The organism is Brevibacillus sp. NRS-1366 (assembly GCF_050467985.1).
Map to the genome: position 1 here is coordinate 250196 of NZ_JBITPN010000022.1, position 22610 is coordinate 272805.

General features: G+C 48.5%; 22 protein-coding genes and 1 pseudogene. 4 read left to right on the forward strand and 19 right to left on the reverse strand.

From position 1 onward, the window contains the following. Positions 1 to 2 precede the first annotated feature (2 nt). The 7 genes from thiE to ACIFQN_RS17910 all read right to left on the reverse strand — a co-directional run bounded on the left by thiE (position 3) and on the right by ACIFQN_RS17910 (position 3337). On the reverse strand, positions 3 to 665 hold the full coding sequence (gene thiE, locus ACIFQN_RS17880; RefSeq protein ID WP_429834378.1) for a thiamine phosphate synthase: 663 nt from the start codon (positions 663 to 665) through the stop codon (positions 3 to 5). Next, positions 662 to 1291: a thiamine phosphate synthase gene (locus ACIFQN_RS17885; RefSeq protein WP_429834379.1), complete on the reverse strand. Its 630-nt coding sequence runs from the start codon at positions 1289 to 1291 to the stop codon at positions 662 to 664. The genes thiE and ACIFQN_RS17885 overlap by 4 nt, the downstream gene beginning before the upstream one ends. Beyond that, positions 1275 to 1637 carry a hypothetical protein gene (locus ACIFQN_RS17890; RefSeq protein ID WP_429834380.1) on the reverse strand — a complete coding sequence of 121 codons (363 nt, stop codon included), beginning with the start codon at positions 1635 to 1637 and terminating at the stop codon, positions 1275 to 1277. Before ACIFQN_RS17890 ends, ACIFQN_RS17885 begins: the two co-directional genes overlap by 17 nt. A 115-nt stretch (positions 1638 to 1752) precedes the next feature. Further along, positions 1753 to 1884 (reverse strand): hypothetical protein, encoded by a 132-nt coding sequence (locus ACIFQN_RS17895; protein WP_429834381.1) that lies wholly within the window; start codon positions 1882 to 1884, stop codon positions 1753 to 1755. Between the two features lie 65 nt (positions 1885 to 1949). Next, positions 1950 to 2363, reverse strand: a complete 414-nt coding sequence (locus ACIFQN_RS17900) for a DUF3054 domain-containing protein (protein ID WP_429834382.1) — start codon at positions 2361 to 2363, stop codon at positions 1950 to 1952. 96 nt (positions 2364 to 2459) lie between these two features. After that, complete coding sequence (locus ACIFQN_RS17905) at positions 2460 to 3050, reverse strand: GNAT family N-acetyltransferase (protein WP_429834383.1); 591 nt, start codon at positions 3048 to 3050, stop codon at positions 2460 to 2462. Positions 3051 to 3160: 110 nt separating this feature from the next. Further along, on the reverse strand, positions 3161 to 3337 hold the full coding sequence (locus ACIFQN_RS17910; protein ID WP_429834384.1) for a hypothetical protein: 177 nt from the start codon (positions 3335 to 3337) through the stop codon (positions 3161 to 3163). Between the two features lie 189 nt (positions 3338 to 3526). Between ACIFQN_RS17910 and ACIFQN_RS17915 the strand changes: the two are divergent. After that, positions 3527 to 5017, forward strand: a pseudogene (locus tag ACIFQN_RS17915) (NCS1 family nucleobase:cation symporter-1). 80 nt (positions 5018 to 5097) lie between these two features. On the opposite strand, the gene ACIFQN_RS17920 reads toward ACIFQN_RS17915, so the two are convergent. The 6 genes from ACIFQN_RS17920 to ACIFQN_RS17945 all read right to left on the reverse strand — a co-directional run bounded on the left by ACIFQN_RS17920 (position 5098) and on the right by ACIFQN_RS17945 (position 12668). Next, the gene (locus tag ACIFQN_RS17920; RefSeq protein WP_429834385.1) at positions 5098 to 6810 is read right to left on the reverse strand and encodes a methyl-accepting chemotaxis protein; all 1713 of its coding nucleotides are present in this window, start codon (positions 6808 to 6810) and stop codon (positions 5098 to 5100) included. A 104-nt stretch (positions 6811 to 6914) separates the two neighbouring features. Further along, the gene (locus ACIFQN_RS17925; protein ID WP_429834386.1) at positions 6915 to 7439 is read right to left on the reverse strand and encodes a hypothetical protein; all 525 of its coding nucleotides are present in this window, start codon (positions 7437 to 7439) and stop codon (positions 6915 to 6917) included. Between the two features lie 91 nt (positions 7440 to 7530). After that, positions 7531 to 8421: a nitrilase-related carbon-nitrogen hydrolase gene (locus ACIFQN_RS17930; RefSeq protein WP_429834387.1), complete on the reverse strand. Its 891-nt coding sequence runs from the start codon at positions 8419 to 8421 to the stop codon at positions 7531 to 7533. 39 nt (positions 8422 to 8460) lie between these two features. Then, complete coding sequence (gene hydA / locus ACIFQN_RS17935; RefSeq protein WP_429834388.1) at positions 8461 to 9846, reverse strand: dihydropyrimidinase; 1386 nt, start codon at positions 9844 to 9846, stop codon at positions 8461 to 8463. Between the two features lie 109 nt (positions 9847 to 9955). Then, on the reverse strand, positions 9956 to 11233 hold the full coding sequence (gene preA, locus ACIFQN_RS17940; protein ID WP_429834389.1) for an NAD-dependent dihydropyrimidine dehydrogenase subunit PreA: 1278 nt from the start codon (positions 11231 to 11233) through the stop codon (positions 9956 to 9958). 88 nt (positions 11234 to 11321) lie between these two features. Further along, entirely contained in the window at positions 11322 to 12668 is a 1347-nt protein-coding gene (locus ACIFQN_RS17945) for an NAD(P)-dependent oxidoreductase (protein ID WP_429834390.1), read from the reverse strand. A gap of 187 nt (positions 12669 to 12855) precedes the next feature. On the opposite strand from ACIFQN_RS17945, the gene ACIFQN_RS17950 reads away from it, so the two are divergent. Further along, positions 12856 to 13368: a hypothetical protein gene (locus tag ACIFQN_RS17950; protein ID WP_429834391.1), complete on the forward strand. Its 513-nt coding sequence runs from the start codon at positions 12856 to 12858 to the stop codon at positions 13366 to 13368. A 9-nt stretch (positions 13369 to 13377) separates the two neighbouring features. After that, positions 13378 to 13809, forward strand: coding sequence for a hypothetical protein (locus ACIFQN_RS17955; protein WP_429834392.1), 432 nt, complete (start codon positions 13378 to 13380; stop codon positions 13807 to 13809). A gap of 8 nt (positions 13810 to 13817) precedes the next feature. On the opposite strand, the gene ACIFQN_RS17960 is transcribed toward ACIFQN_RS17955, so the two are convergent. From ACIFQN_RS17960 to ACIFQN_RS17985, 6 genes are all read right to left on the reverse strand, one after another. Then, positions 13818 to 14003 carry a hypothetical protein gene (locus tag ACIFQN_RS17960; protein ID WP_429834393.1) on the reverse strand — a complete coding sequence of 62 codons (186 nt, stop codon included), beginning with the start codon at positions 14001 to 14003 and terminating at the stop codon, positions 13818 to 13820. Between the two features lie 56 nt (positions 14004 to 14059). Next, positions 14060 to 15316 carry a hypothetical protein gene (locus ACIFQN_RS17965; protein WP_429834394.1) on the reverse strand — a complete coding sequence of 419 codons (1257 nt, stop codon included), beginning with the start codon at positions 15314 to 15316 and terminating at the stop codon, positions 14060 to 14062. 195 nt (positions 15317 to 15511) lie between these two features. Beyond that, complete coding sequence (locus ACIFQN_RS17970; RefSeq protein WP_429834395.1) at positions 15512 to 16849, reverse strand: hypothetical protein; 1338 nt, start codon at positions 16847 to 16849, stop codon at positions 15512 to 15514. A 185-nt stretch (positions 16850 to 17034) separates the two neighbouring features. Further along, positions 17035 to 17619, reverse strand: a complete 585-nt coding sequence (locus ACIFQN_RS17975) for a TIGR00730 family Rossman fold protein (RefSeq protein ID WP_429834396.1) — start codon at positions 17617 to 17619, stop codon at positions 17035 to 17037. Positions 17620 to 17846: 227 nt separating this feature from the next. Then, a complete protein-coding gene (locus ACIFQN_RS17980) occupies positions 17847 to 19211 on the reverse strand; it encodes an aspartate aminotransferase family protein (RefSeq protein WP_429834397.1) in 1365 nt (454 codons plus the stop codon). A 13-nt stretch (positions 19212 to 19224) separates the two neighbouring features. Then, positions 19225 to 20733, reverse strand: a complete 1509-nt coding sequence (locus tag ACIFQN_RS17985) for a CoA-acylating methylmalonate-semialdehyde dehydrogenase (RefSeq protein WP_429834398.1) — start codon at positions 20731 to 20733, stop codon at positions 19225 to 19227. Positions 20734 to 20906: 173 nt separating this feature from the next. On the opposite strand from ACIFQN_RS17985, the gene ACIFQN_RS17990 reads away from it, so the two are divergent. Next, positions 20907 to 22583: a PucR family transcriptional regulator gene (locus ACIFQN_RS17990; protein WP_429834399.1), complete on the forward strand. Its 1677-nt coding sequence runs from the start codon at positions 20907 to 20909 to the stop codon at positions 22581 to 22583. Positions 22584 to 22610 lie beyond the last annotated feature (27 nt).

Genomic DNA, 22610 nt, shown 5'->3' on the forward strand with positions numbered 1-22610 from the left:
TGCTAAACAGATCGTACAATCCGCTGCAGAGCTTCTGCCGCTTCTTTTGGAGAAACTGCTCGGCTGATCGCACTGATAATCGCTACCCCATCGGCTCCTGCTTCAATGACGGCTTTAGCATTATCCAGCGTGATTCCCCCGATTCCTACAATCGGCAACTCTCTGCCTACTGCCGCGCGAATCGCTGCCAAGCCCTCTGGACCTATCGGTTCACCCGCATCCGCCTTGGAGGACGTTGCAAACATGGCACCTACACCGATACAGTCTACCCTATCTTTTTGTGCCAGCAAAGCCTCGTCTGCAGTACCTGTCGAAACTCCGATGTACATCTTGGGTCCGACCATTTCTCGTACTTCACGCAGTTGCATATCATCCTGTCCGACATGAACACCGTCCGCTTGCAAACGAACAGCCAATTCAACATCATCATTCACAAAGAACAAGGTATCATGCTTACGGCACAGAGCCTGTAACTGACGACCCAATTCGAAGCGTTCCTTTGCGTTCAGTTTGCTCCCTTTGTCTCGAAGCTGAAGAGTACCCACCCCTCCGCTCAATGCTTCGCGAACAATCTCTACAGTCCGGTCAAGTGAAAAGCCGCAATCCTGCGTTCCAATTACCAAATAGACACCCATTTTTTTCCGTAACAAATCTCTGTCTCTCATCTGTCTCTCATCTCCCAACGATTGAGCGCCTCGCGATAAGCCAAAGCCGCTCGCTTGACATCCAAGGCATCTGTAATTCCTGACAAGACGGCAATTCCGGCGCACCCTGCACTTATTACTTCCCCTGCACGATCCGGGGTAATCCCTCCCAATCCGATGACAGGAACGGATACGAGGTCGGTTAATTTTATAAGTTCATTTGTCCCTCTGGGGGGCACACCTGGCTTGGAGCCGCTCGGAAATATGTGTCCATATAGTAAATAGTCTGCCCCGTTCCTAACGGCTTCTTCGGCTTCAGCTATCGAATGAACCGAACGTCCTATCCATTGATGATCCTTCAATACTTGTCTTGCCTCATTTGGAGCAAGACTATGATAGGCGAGATGAGCACCGCGACAATTGCTGGCTGACGCCACATCCGCGCGATCGTTAACGATTATGCGATCCACAGGAAGCACATGGGAAAGGGCTTTTACCCAATCCATACACTCCCTGGCCGTCCGCTGTTTTTCACGAATATGTAAATAGTCCATTCCACCGGCGAGAGCAGCTTCTGCCATCGCCAATACCTGCTCAAGTGATTGGCGTCCGTTTGTTATGACGTGCAGCTCAGGATAGTGGGGCATTCGATTGAACACCGCCTCCGGATAGTGCAGTCAGACATTCTTGCAGCCATACCGCTGACTTGTCCTCTCCACTCTGTGGTGCGTGTGCTAATAAGTCGACGACAAGTCTACGCAGGAAAAAGGTTTGCTGCAAAGTCAGCGGGAATGTAATGCTTTTCGGCTTAATCTCCTGTTTTTCCAGTGTTTCCACCCCTGCCAGGAGCATGTTCGCAATGGACTCCACAACTTCACGGAGCTGTTCATTCTGCTTTAATTCGTCATAGCATCCATCGTACAGACGGCACAATATTAAAAACGCCTGTGACGACATGGTCACCGGCTGTACATCTTGCATCGGTTCCGTCATACCATTCCCCTCCACTCGCTTAAAAAACAAGACCTATTATATCACAACCATCCCGTAATCGAACGCTTTCCTCATGGAATCAAAGTCAAAAGCAAAAAAGAAAACCGCTGAGGAATCAGCGGTTTTTGCTTGTGCCTTCATTGCGATCATTATGATTGGATTGTCGCAGGTTAGTATTCTGGTCATTCTCATCCAGGGTTTTCCCACGATTTTTCCCAAGATCCTTACTATTGTTATTCTTGCCCAATTGGTCCACCTCCCTCACAGGATAGCGTAACCAATTGATAGCACTTTACTCCTACCTCTTACGCCTTACACAGCTGTGCGACTCCCCCGCTTTTTGATTGCAAAAACAATGGCATACGGCACACGCCAGCCCAATAAAAAAGCGAGTGTAATAAAGTAGGCGACACTGGCAAAAACAAGCGTGATCGGCACTCCAGTCCACCAGGAGCGAAGAACGAGTCCGATTGGCGCTGCAACAGTCCAAGTGAGTAGTGTGGAAACCAGCAAACGTCCTGCTGTTTCATATGCGCGAACACTGTAGCTGCGAAACAGAAATATCGCTATGATCCACCCGAGCAAAAACGGTGCCAAAGTCTCCAGTAATCCGACAAAAGTAACAGGAAGATGATGGGCCAATTTTCCATAGTAAGCGAATAACAGGAAGGCGACCAGATCCCCGACTAACAAAATGCAGCCAGCCGGCAAGATACGCAGTCTCATAAATACCCTCTTTTCTCATGCGTTCCGAAATGGGTGCTACTTTATTCACCCTTATTGTACACATGCTGCCTTCCCAGCTACAATCATTTGGCCCGTTTATTCACCAAACAGCAACAATTGCAGCTTCTCATTTACTGACGGCCATTCCCGATCAACAATGCTAAAGTAAACGGAATCCCGTATGTAACCATCCCTTAAAACCATGTGATTTCGCAAGACGCCCTCATAAATACCGCCAATACGTTTAATGGCTCGTTGCGAATTGAGATTGCGCGAGTCAGTTTTGAGCTGTACTCGGATGCACCCTAATGTTTCGAAGCAGTGGCGGAGCAAAAGCCACTTGCACTCCGTATTAATGGACATTTTCCAGACAGAAGGCGTCAGCCAGGTAAATCCGATTTCCAGTCCGCGATCCCTGCGCGATATCGTTAAAAACCGTGTGCTACCGATGATTTCCCCATTCTCCTGATTCACGATTACAAAGGGCAGCTCGGTTCCTTCTCGCTCATTTTTCAAGGCTTGTTCGACAAAGTCGCGGGCATCCTCTGGCTTTGCCATATCTATAGACATGTAGGTCCAGATTTGCTCAAACCTGCCCGCCTCCCATAAACCTTCAATATGGTGGGAACCCATCGGCTCCAGACGAACCAGCTTTCCTTCCAGTGTAACAGGGGCAATTTGCAACATGGTCATCTCTCCTCTACTGTTCTGTCAAAGTGGTAACCCAGAACAGCTCCCAGAAATTTTTTCAATGATAATGGGTGAAGAGACGTCTGTCAATAATCTTTCTACTATTTTTACTGCACTCTGCCCCTGGCATCAACAGCCCATTCCCCTACAACCTCGCCACCTTGTGCGACCACAACCTTAGAAAAGAGATTCATCACTGTACATGCATAATTGGGAATAATTCGAACACGACTGAGCAGGTCCATCTGCCTTTTGGCGATTTCAATTGATTTGTGTGTTTTCATGTGCGGACGCCAATTAATTCCTGTTCCTTGGCCAACAATTAGCGATCAACAGATGCTTTTCCATAGGTTGTCAAAATTAAGGAATTAGGTCTTCTTTCCTCCAATATAATGTTACAACTTGTATTCGAGACAAACTGGGGGCGGTCGTTTCGAATACGAGATATTTCTCGTCGAAAAGGAGGGAGAGTAATGAAAACGCAGGCTGAAACAAACGGCATCGTCACGCTGACGAGAGAAGGCGAAAGCTTGGTCAAAGACAGTCCGCTATATAATGAGGGTTTGCGTCCTACGACCACCGCCGAGCACACGTGGACATCCTACAACTTTGCCAGTCTATGGATTGGAATGTCGATCTGTCTGCCCACCTATGCGATGGCAGCCGGATTGATATCTCTTGGAATGAACTGGTGGCAAGCCATTTTGACAATCATCCTCGGGAACTGTATTGTCCTTATCCCCATTCTTCTCAATTCGCACGCCGGAACAAAATTCGGTATACCTTATCCGGTTTTTGCTCGCCTGTGGTTTGGTTCCAAAGGTGCTCATATTCCAGCGGTAGCCCGGGGACTCATTGGCTCAGGATGGTTCGGCATCAACTGTTGGTTCGGTGGAGCTGCAATCGACACGCTGCTTATGTCGATGACAGGCTGGGCCAATGTACCTGGTCATCTCTGGATCGCCTTCTTTGGATTCTGGTTATTAAACGTCTGGGTCGCGTATCGCGGACCGGAAGGAATCAGAAAGATGGAAGCTTGGGCAGCGCCTATCTTAATCATCATGAGCCTTGCTTTGCTGGTTTGGGCATTGACGAAAGCAGGTGGTTGGGGTCCGATGCTTTCAGCGCCTTCTAAATTCACATCGACTGCTGATTTTCTGAAGGTGTTTTTCCCTGCCCTCACTGGAGCGATCGCCTTCTGGGCAACCATGGCTTTGAACATTCCTGACTTTTGTCGTTATGCCAAAAGCCAAAAAGCGCAAGTCGTTGGTCAATCTGTTTCTTTGCCAACGACGATGGGATTTTTCTCCTTTATCGGAGTAGCCGTCGCCTCTGCTACCGTTGTGATCTTCGGAGAGGCTCTCTGGGATCCGGCAGCAGTCCTTGCGAAGTTCTCGCCTTTTGCCATTTTCCTCGGAACATTGGGTATCATTCTGGCCACCTTGACTACGAACGTAGCGGCTAACATCGTCGCACCTGCAAGAGCAGTAGAAAACCTGGCGCCGCGCAAACTCACTTATGAAGCAGGCGCAATCATTGCCGGGGTAGTATCCTTATTGATGCAGCCTTGGTATATTCTTGAAAATTTTGGTAATTACATTTTCCTCTGGCTGGGAACCTATGGCGCCCTGCTCGGTCCGATTGATGGCATTGCGATCGCTGACTACTGGTTAGTGCGGAAAAGACGGATACATCTGACAGAGCTATATAAAACGAACGGGATCTATTCGTACAAAACTGGTTTTAACACACGGGCCATTTGGGCTATGCTGATCGGCATCGCCATTCCGTTTATCAGTAAATAAATCCCGGGACTGCATATTATTTGGGATAACGCCTGGACGATCGGACTATTGATCTCTCTTGCCCTCTACACATGGATGATGAGAGGCGACTCCACTATCATGAGTGCAAAGGAATATGAGAGGGTAACACAACATACCAATGCTTCTCGGGCTTCGTAATTGCGTCTTATACTGAGTACCTAAAAAAAAAGACTGGCTACCCGAAATATGGGCTTGCCAGTCTTTCTTTATGCTGATAATTACCACTTAAACTGACTGATTGATTCCTGCAGCTCGTGGGAAAGTTCATTTAGATTGTTGCTAGAATGGGCAATTTCCTGCATAGAGGCTAGCTGTTCTTTTACCCCTGCCGAAACGCCTTGTGTATGACCTGCAGCTTCTCCTGTAAGTCGATTCATTTCATCCATAGCAGATGCTACTTGTTGGACACTTGCAGACATTTGTTCCGTCGCCGCTGAAACTTCTCGAATTTGATCAGCTACATCCTGTGAACCAGCCACGATGCGCTGGAAGGTTTGTCCCGCTTCCTGTACGACGATGGCACCTTTTTTCGCTTCCTCGGTCCCATCCATCATGACACCAACTACCTGTGTCGTTTCGGACTGAATTTCTTCAATCAAGCGAGCAATTTCTCTGGCGGACTCTTCAGACTGCTCGGCCAATTTACGGACCTCATCCGCAACAACGGCGAACCCTCTTCCATGCTCTCCCGCGCGTGCTGCCTCAATCGCCGCATTGAGTGCGAGCAGATTCGTTTGCGAAGCAATCCCCGTAATGACATCAACGATTTGGCCAATCGCTTCCGAGCGCACACCCAGTTGTTGCACCAGATCTGCTGCGTGATTGACCGAGGTAGACATGGAATCCATCTGCGATACAGCCCGTTGTATGTGTACATTCCCTAGCTCAGCATCTTGCGCAGCCCTTGCAGATACCTCAGAAACAGCGCTTGAGGTGTCTGCGATGCGCTGAATAGCGACTGACATTTCTTCCATCACGCGAACACTTTCTTGGGTCCTGTGCATCTGAACCTCGGAAGCGGCTGCGATTTGTTGGACACTGCCGAGGGATTGCTCAGTGGCGTGAGCAGATTGCTCTGCACTTGCGGACAGTTCCTCTGAGGAAGCCGCTACTTGCTCTCCGGCGACCTTTACTTGTTCGATCAACGAACGGAAATTATTTACCAGCTCGTTGAATGCAACACCTAACCTGCCCACTTCATCCCGTGTCACGTACTTGACTGGCTCAACTGCCAAATTTCCTTGGGCAAGCTCTTCCATTTTCTTTTGTACCACACGAAGTGGCTCGGAGATCGTACGAGCAATCAAAAAGCCAAGGGACGCTGCCAAAACAACAGAAACTGCCCCAACAATGACGAGGAACATTATCGCTGCCTGTGAATCTGCCTCATTTTCTAGACGTATTTGCTCTGCCAAGGTAGCCTTGTACGTTGCCCACTCTAACTGTTCTTGATTGATCCAATTGAGCGTCTTGTCCGTGGACCGATAATATGCATATGCCTGGCCGGTTTGCTGCTCCTGGATCAGCTTGATCACTTCCGTTTGATCATTCCGATACTGGTCCAACAACTCTTGCAAAATCTTGACGCTCTCTTGCTCCTTCTCATCCAGCTTCGTTTGCTTTAGCTGCTGAAAGATTTGATCGGCCGAAGCCACCCGCTCATCCAATTCAGACTTGTACTCAGCAAAGATGGCAGGTGTCGGATCCAAGATCATTTTGTACACCAGTCCATCAATGGCACGAATTTCTTGACGCCAGTCGTTAATCCATTTGACTGGAAGGAGCTGATCAGCATACATAGACTGCATTCGATCTCCAGAGACTTTCACATGATAAAAACCAGTGAAGGCAACCCCAATCAAGAAGACAGCCATCATAATAATTAAGCAAAACATTTTTGCCCGGGTACTTAAGTTACGAAAGAGACTCATTGTTGTTTGGCAATCCTCCTGTTTGATGGTGAATATGCGATAATGGTTGAAAATGGTCGAATATTGTTTAATCTTACCAAACAAAGGGGACCGAGTCGATAGTCTTAGGTGATTTCACTTACATCTAGCACGGATAAAATGGATATATGATTAATTTGAGAGTTGGGCTCATAGCAAATATAGTACGTTAGTTCCGGACTGATCCGATATCGAATCCCCCGATATCCACAGGAAAGTAAGAACATCCTTACTTCCTCTCCCGTCCATTCCAGCCATTCCTGATAACCCATCAAACGAGAGCGGTATTCAAGCTCCTCTGAGGAGTGTCTGGTGCGCAAAGCATCTGTGCGCAATTCGTTTTCCCCATACCGCTCGTCCAAACAAAATAAACCCGGCAATAGCAATTCCTGGCGAAGTACCGCTGCCTTATCCCACATGGTCTGCGCATGACAAATGGCATATTCCGCTGCGACTTCGGGATTGCTTACCAGATACACACCAGATCCAAAAACCGCCTTGGCACTTGCGCCGTTGATAAAATGGCGGCGTTCTTCCCTTTCGTAACGCTGCTCATACACGACGCGAACTGCTTCTCCATATTCCACTCCGCGATAAACGATTTGCCTCATTCCTGTACGCTCCTTATGTTCCCGTGATAGGCGTCTGGCTTCTCATGCGAAAAGGAGGAAGGCGCTGTGGCTAGCACCTCCCTCTCACTTCTCAGGGCAGTAATTTTACCATGTCGCCGTAGGTTTCTGGCCGGCGATCACGATAAAACTGCCAAGTGTCCCGTACGTCATGAATCCGGTTTCTATCCATCTCGGCAACGATAACCTCATCCTGATCTCGGCTGCCCACCGCTACGAACTGTCCCCGAGGATCGACGAGATAGGATTGACCATAAAACTCACCCATGTTCCACGGCGCCTCGAATCCCACCCGATTGATCGCGGCCACATAGTAGCCATTGGCTACGGCATGAGCAGGCTGCTCCAGCTTCCACAAATATTCTGACAGCCCCGCCACCGTCGCAGAAGGATTGAATACAATTTCTGCTCCGTTCAATCCAAGCAATCGCGCCCCTTCAGGGAAATGACGATCGTAGCAGATGTACACGCCCACTTTGGCAAAAGCCGTATCAAATACGGGATATCCGAGGTTTCCAGGCTTAAAGTAATACTTCTCCCAGAAGCCGCATCCATTTTGTCCGACCCCTACATGCGGAATATGCTGTTTGCGGTATTTCCCCAAATATGTCCCATCTGCATCAATGACTGCGGCCGTATTGTAATAGGTACCAATCCCTACACGCTCATACACAGGCAGGATAAGAACCGTCCCCAGCTCACATGCCAATGAGGAAAAGAGCTGCACAGTAGGTCCATTTGGCACTTCTTCAGCAGATTCATACCATTTTGTATTTTGTTCCGCGCAAAAGTACGGACCATAAAAAATTTCTTGCAGGCAGATGATTTGAGCGCCCTTGGCTGCCGCTTCTCTGACCATTTTGACGTGTTTTTCGATCGCTTTTTCTTTATGAAGATGAACCGGCTCGTCGCCATTTACATCGTTTTTCGCTTGAATCAAAGCGATACTAACCTTGCTCCTCATTTCGCTCCCCCTCTCCTCTTGTTCATATGCAGGGAAGTTCTACGGTCTGGCAAACGTCGACCGTTTGACATATCGTCCCGCACCCGCTTGACCCACAAACTGTTTATTGCGGATAACAAATGCGCCGCGAGACAAGACTGATACGACTTCTCCGTGAACTTCCTTGCCTTCAAACGGGTTGTAGTCTACGTTCATATGATGGGTTTCTACCGAAATCGTGCGCTGGACGGCAGGATCGAACAAAACGATATCCGCGTCTGATCCGACTGCAATCGTACCTTTCTGCGGGAACATCCCGAACAATTTGGCTACCTTTGTGGAGGTAATGTCTACGAACTGGTTCAGACTGATTTTGCCCTTTCTCACACCTTCGGAGAACAGAATCGTCATGCGGTCCTCAATGATTGGCCCACCGTTTGGTATTTTCGTAAAATTGTCACGCCCCAATTCTTTTTGCCCTGAAAAGTTAAAAGGGCAGTGATCGGAGCCGACCGTTTGCAGGATGCCATTTTTCAATGCGCTCCATAATACATCCTGATTCCATTTCTCCCGAAGAGGAGGAGACCATACATACTTGGCACCTTCAAAATCCGGTTTTTCCAGATCAGAAATGTCCATCACCAAGTATTGCGGGCATGTTTCACCGTATATATTCCAGCCCTTCTCACGCGCCTCAGCAATTCGTCTGACTGCATCCGCACACGAAACATGCACGACATACAGTTGGGCGTCAGCCAAGGCCGTTAAAGCGATCGCACGTCCTGTCGCTTCGCCTTCCGCCTCTGGAGGACGTGTAAGAGCGTGATAAATGGGATCCGTATTCCCTTCGCCCAACGCTTTTTTGGTTAAATAATCGATAACATCGCCATTTTCAGCATGGACTTGAACAAGTGCGCCTAGCTCTCTGGCTCGAATCAATGTTTTAAACAAGGTCTCATCATCTGCCATCAGCACATTTTTATACGCCATGAATACCTTCAGGGAGGTGATCCCTTCTGAAGCCACAACCGATTGCAGCTCTTCAAGAATCTGATCGTTCGCATCGGAAATCATCAAGTGAAACCCATAGTCTACGACAGCCTTTCCACGAGCTTTTTCGTGCCACGTCGTGATAGCCGAATGAAGAGACTCTCCCTTATTTGTCAAGCAAAAGTCTATGATGCTCGTCGTACCGCCAAATGCCGCAGCCTTGGTACCAGTAAAGAAGTTATCGGACGTGACGGTTCCACCGAACGGCATATCGAGGTGAGTATGCGGGTCAATCCCCCCTGGCAGCAGATAGCAGCCTGTTGCGTCGATTACCTCTGCATCTGCCGTAACCAGGTTAGAGCCGATGGCGACTACCTTCTCCCCTTCGACAAGAACGTCCGCCTGATACGTATCGGACGCAGTCACTACGGTACCATTGCGAATCCATTTTTTCATGCCTGCTACCTCCCTTTTCCATCCATAGAAGAGGGCACGAGACAGACGTGCCCTTTCCTAATACACGCTATGCAAAATAAGCCTAAAAGATTACCCCTGCGCTCCTATTTTACGTCTCGCAAGTATCCCCCGCAGCCAGAGCAGCCTGCCGCTGGTTCCAACTGAGCGGCGGAAGATCATTCGGGATTTCTACCATATCGATCGTTCCTTCTACTGGACAAACGATCGAGCAAAGATTGCACCCTACGCAATCTTCTTCTCTAACCACCAGTCGTTCTTTGCCGGTAGCAGCATCCCTAACGATATCGATACACTGATGAGAGGTGTCCTCACATGCGATATGGCACTTGTTGCAATTAATACAGGTTTCCTCGTTGATCCTGGCAACCACTTTGTAATTGAGATTGAGGTGTCCCCAATCCGAGTAAGTGGGCACCGCTTTTCCGACAATATCCATGACAGAGGCGATTCCCCGTTGATCCAGGTAGTTGCTGAGGCCATCAATCATGTCCTCTACGATCCGAAACCCATGATGCATTGCTGCCGTGCATACTTGAACCCCTGACGCCCCCATGAGCAAAAACTCTACAGCATCGCGCCAGTTCGATATTCCCCCGATGCCGGAAATGGGGACACCAACCTGTGCGTCCCGGGCACATTCCGCTACCATATTGAGTGCGATTGGTTTCACTGCAGGACCGCAGTAACCGCCGTGCGCTCCTTTCCCATCCACATGCGGAATCGGCAGCCATTTGTCTAAATCTACACCCATCAAACTATTAATCGTATTGATCATGCTAATCGCATCTGCTCCACCCTGTGTTGCAGCTCGGGCTGTAAAGCGAATATCTGTAATATTGGGAGTGAGCTTGACAATGACGGGTGTTTGCGCCACTTCTTTTACCCATTCCACTTGTTGACGGATGAGGTCAGGGTGCTGTCCAACTGCTGAGCCCATTCCTCGTTCCGCCATGCCATGTGGGCAGCCGAAATTGAGCTCTAGCCCATCTACGCCGATCGCCTCGACCTTTTTCACAATTTCGTGCCATGTTTCCTGCTTATGCTCTACCATCAACGAAGCAATCAATGTATGGTTTGGAAAGCGTTTTTTGGTTTCATCCATTTCTTTGAGGTTGACCTCGAGCGGCTTATCCGTGATCAGCTCGATATTGTTAAACCCAAATACGCGCTGACCCCCATAATTTAAGCCGGCAAAACGGGACGTGACGTTGATTATCGGCTCGCCCAATGTTTTCCACACGGCACCTCCCCAGCCTGCTTCGAATGCACGCTGTACCTGATACCCTGAGTTGGTTGGGGGTGCAGAAGCCAACCAAAATGGATTGGGTGATGTAATACCTGCCAGATTGATACGAAGATCAGCCATGATAGGTCTCCTCCATCTTTGTAGCGATTAATAATCGCCGTACTCCCCAGCGCACGCTTTTACGTTGGGGGCATCGCTTATAAGGCTTTCAAACAGGCTGTTTCTCATCACTCAAGGCGCGATGGATCGCATAAGCAGCACGTTTCCCGTGATTCGCTGCATCAACAACCATTGCATCTGTTTTTCCGCCTCCGAAAATGACGTCTCCCGCTGCGAATATCTTTGCATGGCTCGTGCGATACGTATCGTCCTCTACTTTAACGACACCGTTTTTGTTCTCAATGCCAAATGCTTCAATCAAGGAGTGATGCCGCATTTGACCGATTGCTTTGATGACGTAATCCACTTCAGTGACAAATTCGCTGTCTGGGATCGGGACAGGCCGTTTCCGCCCTTTGGCATCTGGCTCGCCAAGCTCCATCCGGACTAGTTCCAGACCTTTTACCCGCCCATTCTCGCCAATAATCCGAGCGGGTGCCACCAACCAGCGGAATTCCACGCCATCCTGTTTGGCAAACTCGTACTCAAACTGATAACAGGACATCTCCTGTTCGGTGCGCCGATACAGAATCTGCACGTTTTCTGCTCCCATCCGCTTGGAACAGGTGGCAGCGTCTATCGCTGTGTTCCCTGCTCCGATGACGACTACTTTTTTTCCCACCATCTCATCCGTCAGCGGTTTTGTCTTGGTATCCTCCACCAATGTGATGGCATCGAGTACCCCGATTAGATCCTCACCCGCAATTTGCAGATTGGGTACGCTCCCCATACCTATCGCAAGCAGGACAGAATCATATCCAGCGAGCAGCTCCTCTGGCTGCACGTCCACTCCGATACACGTATTTGTCCGAATTTCTACACCCAACGCTTCGATCTGCTCGACCTCCCAGAGCGATATTTCTTGAGGCAAACGGAATGACACGATGCCGTACGTATTCAATCCACCTGCCTTTTCTTTTGCCTCAAAAACAGTCACCTGATATCCGAAGCGTGCCAACTCACGCGCTGCTGACAATCCGGCCGGACCTGCTCCTACGATCGCAACGCGTTTACCGTTGTCCTCTCCTTTTGTAAACAGAGTGGCATTGTTTTTTATCGCCCAATCAGTGGCATGGCGCTGTAGAAGTCCAATTATGATCGGCTTGGAGGCGTGATTCAGTACACAGGCTCCCTCGCATAGTTCTTCCGTCGGACATACGCGCGCGCAGCTTGCCCCTACGGGATTGGAATCCATGATCGTACGTGCAGAACCACGCAGATTGCCAGTCGCAATTTTCTGAATAAATGAGGGGATGTCAATGGAAGTCGGGCACGCCTTGATACAGGGCGCATCGTAGCAATACAAACAGCGATTCGCCTCGTCGATGGCTTCCTTCGACTTTAAAGCAGGTACTACTTCCGTAAAATTTTTCTGCAACTCGTTTGAGACGCCCATCTCTCAACAACCTCCTTACCTGATCTAAAAGTTAGCTTGCTATTAATCAATGTGACGTTTCGCGATTTTATGATTGTTTCATTTCCCTTTTTGATACTGGAACGACGAAATCAATACTTCCGTCATGGAATGAATGATTTCAGAAGCGAATATGCTGGAAGAAACAAAGGGGAGGGGAAGGAAGCGAATGAAGGATTACGAACAGGAAATCGCCCGTTTAAAAAGCTTGATCCTGGAAGCAACTGCACAGCTGGCCGAGCTCGAAGCCGAACAGCAGGCGTACCGCTTACAGCGCGAGCGACGAGCAGCGTATCTTTCTTCGCGAGAAGTTCTTGATCTTTTGGAGGCACGACAAGGCAGAGTCGGAAGCATGGCCACGATCAAACGCTGGGCAGATCAAGGCTATCTCGGCGAAGTCATTGACGAACGAGATGCTTTCCCCCTTCTTTTAGGCAAACAGGGAAACAAACGTTTTCTTTATCCGCGCGAGAGGGTGCTTGCTTTATTGTATGAAAAAGGCTTTCTAAGCCCTCTTTTCGAGGTGCTGGATCGCGTGAAGCTTCGAGTCGAAGAAAGCGACGCGTGGGCGATCGTAACGGCCATCGAACGCCACGATCAGCGCTTCACCTACCAAGTCCAACTGGAAGCATCTGGAGACATCGTATCATCTATTGCCGAAGAAGAATTGTCACTCCCGTAAGGAGGCACTATGGAACTCGCAGTGATCACCTTGAAAAATACACCTGCCAATCAGGAAATATCGCGTCAAATCCGCGATTTTCACAAAAAAAAGGGCCAGCCCCTCGCCATTCGTTTTAGCGAAGAACTGACCCATATCATATTGGAAGCATCTTGCCTTTATTTGCATGACCCAAAGCTGCTCGATTCAACCACCGTCATAGACGGCCACCTCCGAAAAAGTGCGGGACATTATGAAATTCACCCGCGCAGCAAAGGAAAAACGATCAATCTGCATCTGGATTCTGAGCTCGTGGCAGAGCTTGCGCAAATCCGTTCTCTTGTCAGCAGCAAAACGCAGCAGGAAGTCATCCGTGAACTGTTTATACGTGGCATGCGCTCATACCTTGCGGAAAAAGAAGAAGATGCGCTCGCTGCGAAATCAAAAGATCCGCATTCGTAGAATTGCTGCTACTGTTTCCCGAGTGGTCCAGCTGGCGCTTTGGGCTGGCGCATTCGCTTTTGTTCCCACCGGTTCCAAAAAAACTCAAACAGAGTTGTCAATAATTCGCCGGACGCCAGCAATACTCTTCCGGTAAGCTGAACGCTTTTTTTGATCACACTTCCGAGAGCTTCCAGGCCATCTATCCAATCCATCTAAAGCGCCTCCTTTGCCGCAGAAGGTTGTCTGCGCACCTGCATATGATAGAGGATTACTTTTTAAATTGAATTTGATTTCCATTAATCTGGTATGTCAGCTTATACGGCGGTTGATTCTCCCCGGTCAAGTCAAACAGAATGGCGTTGTTCTTCACATCTACTCTGACGCCTTCTACATCGTAGAAATCACTCACAAGCTCTGCTCCTTCCGTGGGAGAGAGAAGCACCCGATGCTCATTAGTCTTAGTATGAAACACGCCGATACCCTGCATCGTCGAGTATAAAATCCAGTTGTTGTCCAACCAAATCACATCATCGACAAAGTATCCTGGGTAAAGCTGGCCAAGTGGCGTAAAGTCCAGGCGATAAAAGCGAATATTGGCAGAGCTGTACAATCCATCTGAATCGATTAACGCAATGGTCTTCTTATCAGGAGAAAGGATCCCATTTTTTTGGGCTGCCTGTATCATCACTTGTTCCCACTCTACTCTGTTCTTCTCTTCTAGGAATATCGAATCCTCTTCAGAAAAGATGACGTTTTTCTCATTTTTGATGGCAGATAGTTCATTGCGGAGAGAAAAATTACTATAAATCGTCAAAGTGGCATCTGCCTCTAATCCATCATACGCAATGCCGCGAGATGGGTATTCCCAAGCAAACGTTCCTATTCCGTGAAGATGGTGGGTAAAATCTGGTGCACCCCACGCCCCGAAGATCGAAAAGTCATTGGCAGTGGAGGGAGAAGAGAGTTTTTCCCCATATTTTTCCAGATTCTTCGCCATGTCGATCATTGTTTTCGTATCGTTGGTTCGATCACGGCGATAGATAGAGATGCCCTTGAGCTTTTCTTGTGCGAATGTCGCGAATAAATAGTACGTATCGTATTGATAGCCAATCAGCCCATTAGATTGGTCCACGAAGCGAGGATTACCAAGTATGCGGGTCAAGTCCGTCTTGGTGGTCTTGACAGTGATTCCTTTGACAATCTCTCCAGAATACGTGGAATCTACAAGAATGCCATAAGCTTTGTTGTTTTCATCCCATCGGATACTGATTCCTTCTGCATAAGATTCATAATCATCAAAGCTCTTGAGCGATTGACCAATTAGCTTCACAAGCGATTCTTTTTTCCATTGGTTTGTCTGAAAAGTTTCAACCAGCAGACTTTTCGATAGTACTTGGGCTGTCTGTACAGGCGACGCAGGTTCGATAATCTGTGTTGCAGGTGTTGTGGTAGTCACACTTTCTGCAGAAGCCCCGGTAGCGAAACAAAAGCAGGAAAGCAGAAGGATCAGATGTTTCTTCGACACGTTTTCCCCTCCCAAGCTCATTGCCATATGTATTGGTAATCTTGGCAAATCATGGTTTATCCCTAAATTATACCAGATTCTTATCTATGAATGCAAAAAAGCGCCTCTTTTCAATCCGGCGGGTTACCCAAAAGGGACAACCCATAGAATCGGTTCAAGAGACGCTCATAAATGATAATAACTGGCTAAAGATGATTACTTGTATTCGCCAATCAGATAGTTATAAAATGGTTGATCTACCCAAAACTTGTATGTCTCGACGTCTGCCTTGCTGTCGAGCTTTTTGAAGCCTTCAACGACTTTAGCAGATTGATCATTTAATGAGAACGACTGGACTACAAAACGACTTTGTTTCAGAACGTTGTTTGTGATGACTGGATATTCGGCAAGCTCTGTACGCGAATGATATAGCGGTTGCCACCAGGAGCCTTTCAACAGGCCTGTCATATCTTCGTTATCTTTTTTTGCATATTGCAAGACGAGCGGCTGGAAGCGTTTCTTCTCCTCTACACTTGCAAACTCAAAGCTAAGATCGTATTCTTTCGCATACGCGATGAAATTTCCATTCTCAATTTGGACAACCTGGTAGTCGTCAGTCTGAACGGGTTCGCCCCACTCTTTCAAATAAATAAAGGCAGAGGTTTTAGGTTCAAATTGGACTTTGGCATCGATGCCTTCACTTTTTAAAAGCCCAATCAGTTGGATCGCGTGAACAATATCGCTATGTCCATACGTAATCGTGCGTTCCGGATCAAAATGTGGATCGAAAGCAGCGTCTTTCAGATTGTAGCCGGTGATCAAATTTTGTTTCAACCCTTTGTCAACCAAGTCCTGCAAGGCTCCAGCTTTGATGATTTGCGATTCGCTCCATGCCTTCGCCAATTTCCTGTAAATGCCATCTTCGGAGATCGTGCCCAGGTAATTCTTGTATTCTCCGTGAAACTCTGCAACCTTAGCCACTAGTTGATAAGCTAGGTCAGCCGTTACCTCTCCCTCAGCTGTTAGCGCTGAAAGTGTGTTGGCATTAACGAGTCCAGTATCGAGTGCAACCGCTAATTCCTGTGCCGATGATAATGGTAGGGCGCCCTCTTTTTTAAAGATGATGCCTGCTTGCTTCAAGGAGGCTGCCACCTTTTCTTCTTTATACGTGTAGGCCAACTCTTTGAGCTCTGCGGCTTTTACGGCTGCCCCGATGGCTTCCCAAGCAACCAACTTGGTTGCTCCCGCTTTTGCTGCCGGCAAGAAAGATTTGGCTGCTGCTTCTTTCTCCGCTATACTAGCAGTAGATTCTCCGACCTTGGCCAACGCTTTGACAAACTCATCGCGAGTCACCGTTTTGGCAAAAGTGATACCATACTGCTGTTTCACATAACTGCTCCACTCGGCCTGTGCTGTAGCCGCTAGCTTGGCTGGTGCCAGTACCGCAATAGGTTGTGTCGTTGGCGCTGCTGCTAATGCTGCAGTCGGGAATACGAGTGCTGTCAGCAATGTTGCCGATGTAGCGAGCTGTACCCATTTTGCTGATTTGTTCATTTTCTGCTCCCCCTTATGTATGAAACAACAACACATTAGCATTATTCCTATTTGTTTACTAGGGAATATTGGTCTACATTACCATTCATGAACGAATGTTGTCAAGGACCAACTCGGACGAAATAGCAAAAAACCCGACCGACTACCATCGTGGGAGCGATCGGGTTTTGACCGGATACAGCCGATTATTCTTCTGTAAGCTCGGACCATTTATTGACCTTAACTGGTGGTGTGTAATCACGTAAACGATCCAGCAATACCGCAGGATCACTTTCACAAATAATCAATTCTCCCTGCATGGCGGGGATGAAGCCTGCCTCTGTGGCATGATTCACCATTTCCATCAGCGGAGTATAGTAGCCCGCTACATTTAAAAGACCAATCGGCTTACTGTGAATACCGATTTGTCCCCAGCTTACTACTTCGAATATTTCCTCGAAAGTGCCGTAACCGCCCGGCAGCGCAATAAATCCATCGGATAGATCGTTCATTTTTGCTTTGCGCTCGTGCATAGTGCCAACCTCATGCAAATCAGACAGTCCTGTATGAACAATTTCTCCACGGAATAATCCTGTTGGCATGACACCAATTGCTTTCCCTCCGCCTGCCAGAACAGCGTTGGCTACGCGCCCCATCAATCCCATGTTGGACCCACCATAAACCAAATCAAGGTCACGTGCGACCAGTTCTCGCCCCAGCTCCTGTGCAACCTGCTCAAAGGCCGGATTTACACCTGGATTTGAACCTGCAAATACACAGATACGTTTCATGTTATCCTCCCAAGACTCGATGAAGTAGAATGGCTTTCGTAACTGTTCGTTAAGAAATTACGTACTGTACCATTATACAAAAATCCAGAAGGGGCAGAAACATGAGAATAGTCATTTTCCATTTTCATCCGATAAATCGTTCAAGCCAAATGGCCGCTACCTAATCGAGCTTATCCTCGAAAAGTAGGTAGCGGCGCATTAAAATCATGTAGATGTGGCTTTTTTATCTATTCCAACGTCTCAAAAGCTTCCTTCATTACATGTGCGATAAAGTCAATATCATCGCTTGTCGTAGTGAATGGCGGAGAAAGGGTCAGTACATTGTTGAAGCTCGGAATGGTATCGCCGTTACGGCCGATAATCAGGCCGCGTTTTTTGCACTCGGCAATCACTTGGGTCAATTTTGCTGGAGCAGCAGGTTCTTTCGTTTTGCGATCCTCGACCATTTCAATCCCCATCATAAAGCCAAAGCTGCGAATGTCTCCCACATATGGATGATCAGCCAGGAATGCCAGCTTTGCCCGCAGTTCTTCCCCCAGCTGCTCAGAGCGCTCGACCAGCTCTTCCTCTTCCATCAGCTCCAGGTTTTTCAGAGCGAGAGCACAGGCTGCCGGATTCCCTCCAAATGTGTTTACATGACGAAAGTGCAGGTTGTTGCCTTGCTCGTTGAATTTTTCTGCGATATCCGCGCGAACAGCCGTTGCTGAGAGGGGAAGATACGCACTCGTAATCCCTTTCGCCATCGTGACGATATCTGGCTTGACTCCGAAATTTTGATGACCAAATTTTTTCCCGGAACGTCCAAACCCGCAGATTACTTCATCCACAATCATCAACACGCCGTATTTATCGCAGATCTCCCGCACTTTTGGCATGTACTCCGGAGCTGGAACAATCACTCCGCCCCCAGTAATTGTCGGCTCCATGATGACGGCAGCCACAGTCTTTTCGCCTTCCCAGTTGATGACTTGGTCAAAGAACTGTGCGCACTCCATATTGCAATTTCCGTAAGTTTTTCCTACTGGACAGCGATAGCAATACGGCGGTGGAACATGCAGGAAACCGGGAGCCAACGGTTCGTACTTCTCTTTGCGGATCGACTGTCCGGTTGCAGCCAGTGCCCCCATTGTATTTCCGTGATACGCACGGTGCCTGGAGATGAATTTGTAACGTCCCGGCTCCCCATTCTGGTGATGGTACTGGCGCGCAATTTTAAATGCTACTTCATTCGCTTCGGAGCCGCTGTTGGAAAAGAAGACGCGATACTCTTCCCCTAGCCACTCACTCACTTTTTCCGAGAGCTTAATGGCAGGCACGTGGCTTTGCGTCAGCGGGAAGTAAGCCAATTGCTTCAATTGCTCATATGCTGCATCTGCCAACTCTTGGCGACCATAGCCGATGTTCACACACCAGAGGCCTGACATTCCATCCAAGTAACGGTTGCCATCGATATCCGTGATCCAGGAACCGCTCGCCTCTGTCACAATCATCGGATTGGGGTTGTACGGTGACATATGGTGCCACATGTGAGATCTGTCGGTTTCGAGTAAGCTTTCCTTGTCAAAGAAATCCGTCAGTTGATCTTGTTCCATCCTGAGCTCCCCCTTATTTTACAAAGATTCGTTGCGAGCCGATGCTTGTATCTCCGTCTTCAAACCATCTGGAGGTAACTGTCTTTTTCTTGGTGAAGAACAACACGCCATCTTTACCGTTTGCATGCAGATCGCCATAGAATGACTGTTTCCAGCCTGAGAAGGCGAAGAAGCCCATCGGTGCGGGTACGCCCACATTCACTCCAACCATGCCAGCTTCAACACGCTGTACGAACTCTCTTCCCCATTTTCCATTGTTGGTATAAATGGTGGCACCATTTCCAAAACGAGAACGACTAATTGTATCCAAGCCATCCTCAAAGTTTTTGACACGCATCACACTCAGTACAGGTGCAAAAATCTCGTCTCGAACGATGACCATTTCTGCGTCCGCCTTGTCAAAAATAGTTGGTCCGAGGAAGTATCCATCCGGCTTATCCTTTGCGTCCTCACGTCCATCACGAACGAGTGACGCACCGGCCGCTACCCCTTTTTCGATATAATCATGCACTTTGGACAAGTGCGTATCACGGATGACGGGGCCAAGATCAATGCCTTCCTCCAGACCGTTGCCCATCGCCAGCGCATTGGATTCTTCGATCAAATACTGAACCAGCTCATCAGCAATCTCTTCGACCGCTACCACCGCACTAGCAGCCATACACCGCTCGCCTGCGCAACCAAATGCAGAGCTAGTGATGATCTTGGCAGCTCGGCGAAGATCAGTGTCTGGCATGACCAGGTGATGATTTTTCGCCCCAGCCAACGCCTGAACACGCTTGCCATTCGCTGCTGCTGTCTTGTACACGTATTCGGCAACAGGCTGCGAGCCTACAAACGAGATCGCCTTTACGTCAGGATGCTCTAACAGGCCGTTTACCACATCATGTGCACCATTGACGACATTGAACACGCCATCAGGCAAGCCTGCTTCTTTCAACAGCTCAGCAATTCGAATAGAGGAAAGCGGCGTACGCTCAGAAGGCTTCAGGATAAAGGTGTTGCCTGCGGCAATCGCAATCGGAAACATCCACATTGGCACCATCGCTGGGAAGTTAAAGGGTGTGATCCCAGCAACTACTCCGAGCGGGAAGCGAATCGTCTGACTGTCAATGCTGTTTGCAATATTCGGCAGCGTCTCTCCCATCAACAACGTCGGCATTCCACATGCAAACTCGACCATTTCAATGCTGCGCAGCATCTCCGCTTGCGCTTCGGGGAGATTTTTGCCATTCTCCAATGTAATCATGTGGGCGAGCTCATCTTGATGCTTCAAGAGCAAGCTCTGAAACCGGAACATAATGCGCGCACGATCTACTACAGGCGTAGCGCTCCAATCGACAAATGCCGCTTTTGCTACCTGCACAGCCTTGTCCACATCGTCCTTTGTAGATAAGGGCACTCTTGACAGCAATTCGCCAGTTGCCGGATTCGGAATATCCTCGTATCGGGTCGTCTGCGACTCTACCCACTGTCCGCCGACATAGTTTTTCAATGGATTTCCTATAGTTGTTGTATTCATCCCTTCAACTCCTCACGATCAATTGATTGACAATTTCATTTTATCCAAAAATATTACTTGTCATCACTAGACAAAGCGATAAACATTCGATAGCATTCATCATACAGAGTGTCAATTGCCATACTTGCAACCCAACCCGACTGAGGGGATGGGGGCAAGGAAGGAGGAACCAGATGAGCAGCGACTGGCGTCTAACCATCGCCGAATCGATCAAGCGCCCTTTGTTCCAGCAAGCCGAAGTCGTTGCTGGGCATCGCGGATTATCACGACCCATCCGCTGGGTACACGTGCTCGAATCAGCTGATACGGGACAATTTTTGAATGGTGGCGAGTTGATCCTCTCTACAGGACTAGGGTTTGGTGAGACACGTGAAAAGAGGCTCGCTTATTTATCGGAGCTGATCCGCAGAAAAGCGGCCGGACTATGTATCGAGCTTGGCAACTATTTCCCGAATATTCCGGATGATTTGCTGGATATGGCAAACCATCACGAGTTTCCGGTCATTGTCTTTCAGAAGCCCGTGAGATTCGTAGATATCACACAGGATTTGCATGAACATCTGATCAACCGCCAGATGCAAGCGCTACGCGATTTAGAAGCCTACTCTCGCAGTTTGCAGCAGCTCAGCCTGCAAGCACAAGGCACTCACAAGCTACTGCAGCACTTTCAAACAGCCGTTCAAACACAAGTATTTATGTACACGCCAGGGAGTGCTCCGCAATTTGTTCCTTCTCCACCTAATACCGTGCAGACTGAACTGGCAGAGCTGATGCGGGCACACTTCCCTGAAGAAGCCGCAGCCAACGCCAGCGCTCATTTCTTGGACTTGACGGATACGAAGAAAATCGTCTATCAGCCAGTCATCGCGATGGGCCATCTGCTCGCTTATGTCGGGATGGTATTGTACGAACGCAGTGCAGACGAATATTTGCTGCTCACCATGGACAATACTGTTAGCGCGATGGCTCAGATTCTGATGCGTAAAATGTTTGTAGAAGAGCAAGCAAGGGCCACAGAACAACGCTTGTTTGACGATCTCATTGCCAATCGGCCGATGCCCGAGGAGCAAATGCGCTCTCTCTTGGGACTTTCAGGTACCGCCAAAACGCCTCTATACCACACCATGATGATGTCATTTGAGCAAAAACAAGAGACCCATTCGGATTCATTGCCTCCCCATGACCTGACAGCTGTTTTTCGGTCGCTGCTGACCAGACTCGGCTTTCGCACGTTTATCCGCTGCAACGGCAATCGCTTTTACTTTCTCTTATTGGAAAAAAACTCCTTATCTGATCCCCGTCGCTTACTAGAAAAAGCGATGAAAGAAATCACTCGTATCACCACACAGATTATGGGATTGGATACGCAAATCTCGTTCGGGGCAGGAAGGGTCGGCAAACGATTGTCCGAAGCTGGAAAGCATCTTGCAGAGGCAGAACAAGCACTTGCTTTCCATCATGAATCTCCCAGTCCGTTTTTTTCTGATTTGGGACTATTTCGCTTACTTTTTCACGTGCCGTACGAGCCTGTATTAAAAAGCTTTATTCACGATTACCTCGGTCCGCTGATTGCCCATGATGTGGAACACGGCTCGCAGCTTGTGCATACGCTCCGGATTTATTTGAATACAAACCTATCAAAGCAAGAGGCTGCAGAAAAGCTCTTTATCCATCGGCAAACACTCTATCATCGGCTTGAGAAGATTTCCGAATGTCTTGGCGAGGATTACTCGACACCCAATCGCCGCATTTGCATTGAAATTGCCCTGCGAGCCCTCGATTGGTTGAGTAAGGAAGGGACGCCTGTCGGAAGTACAGAAAAAGAAAAAACAAAACCTTGGCACATGTGAGCTGCTAAGGTTTTGTCTTCCCGTGAT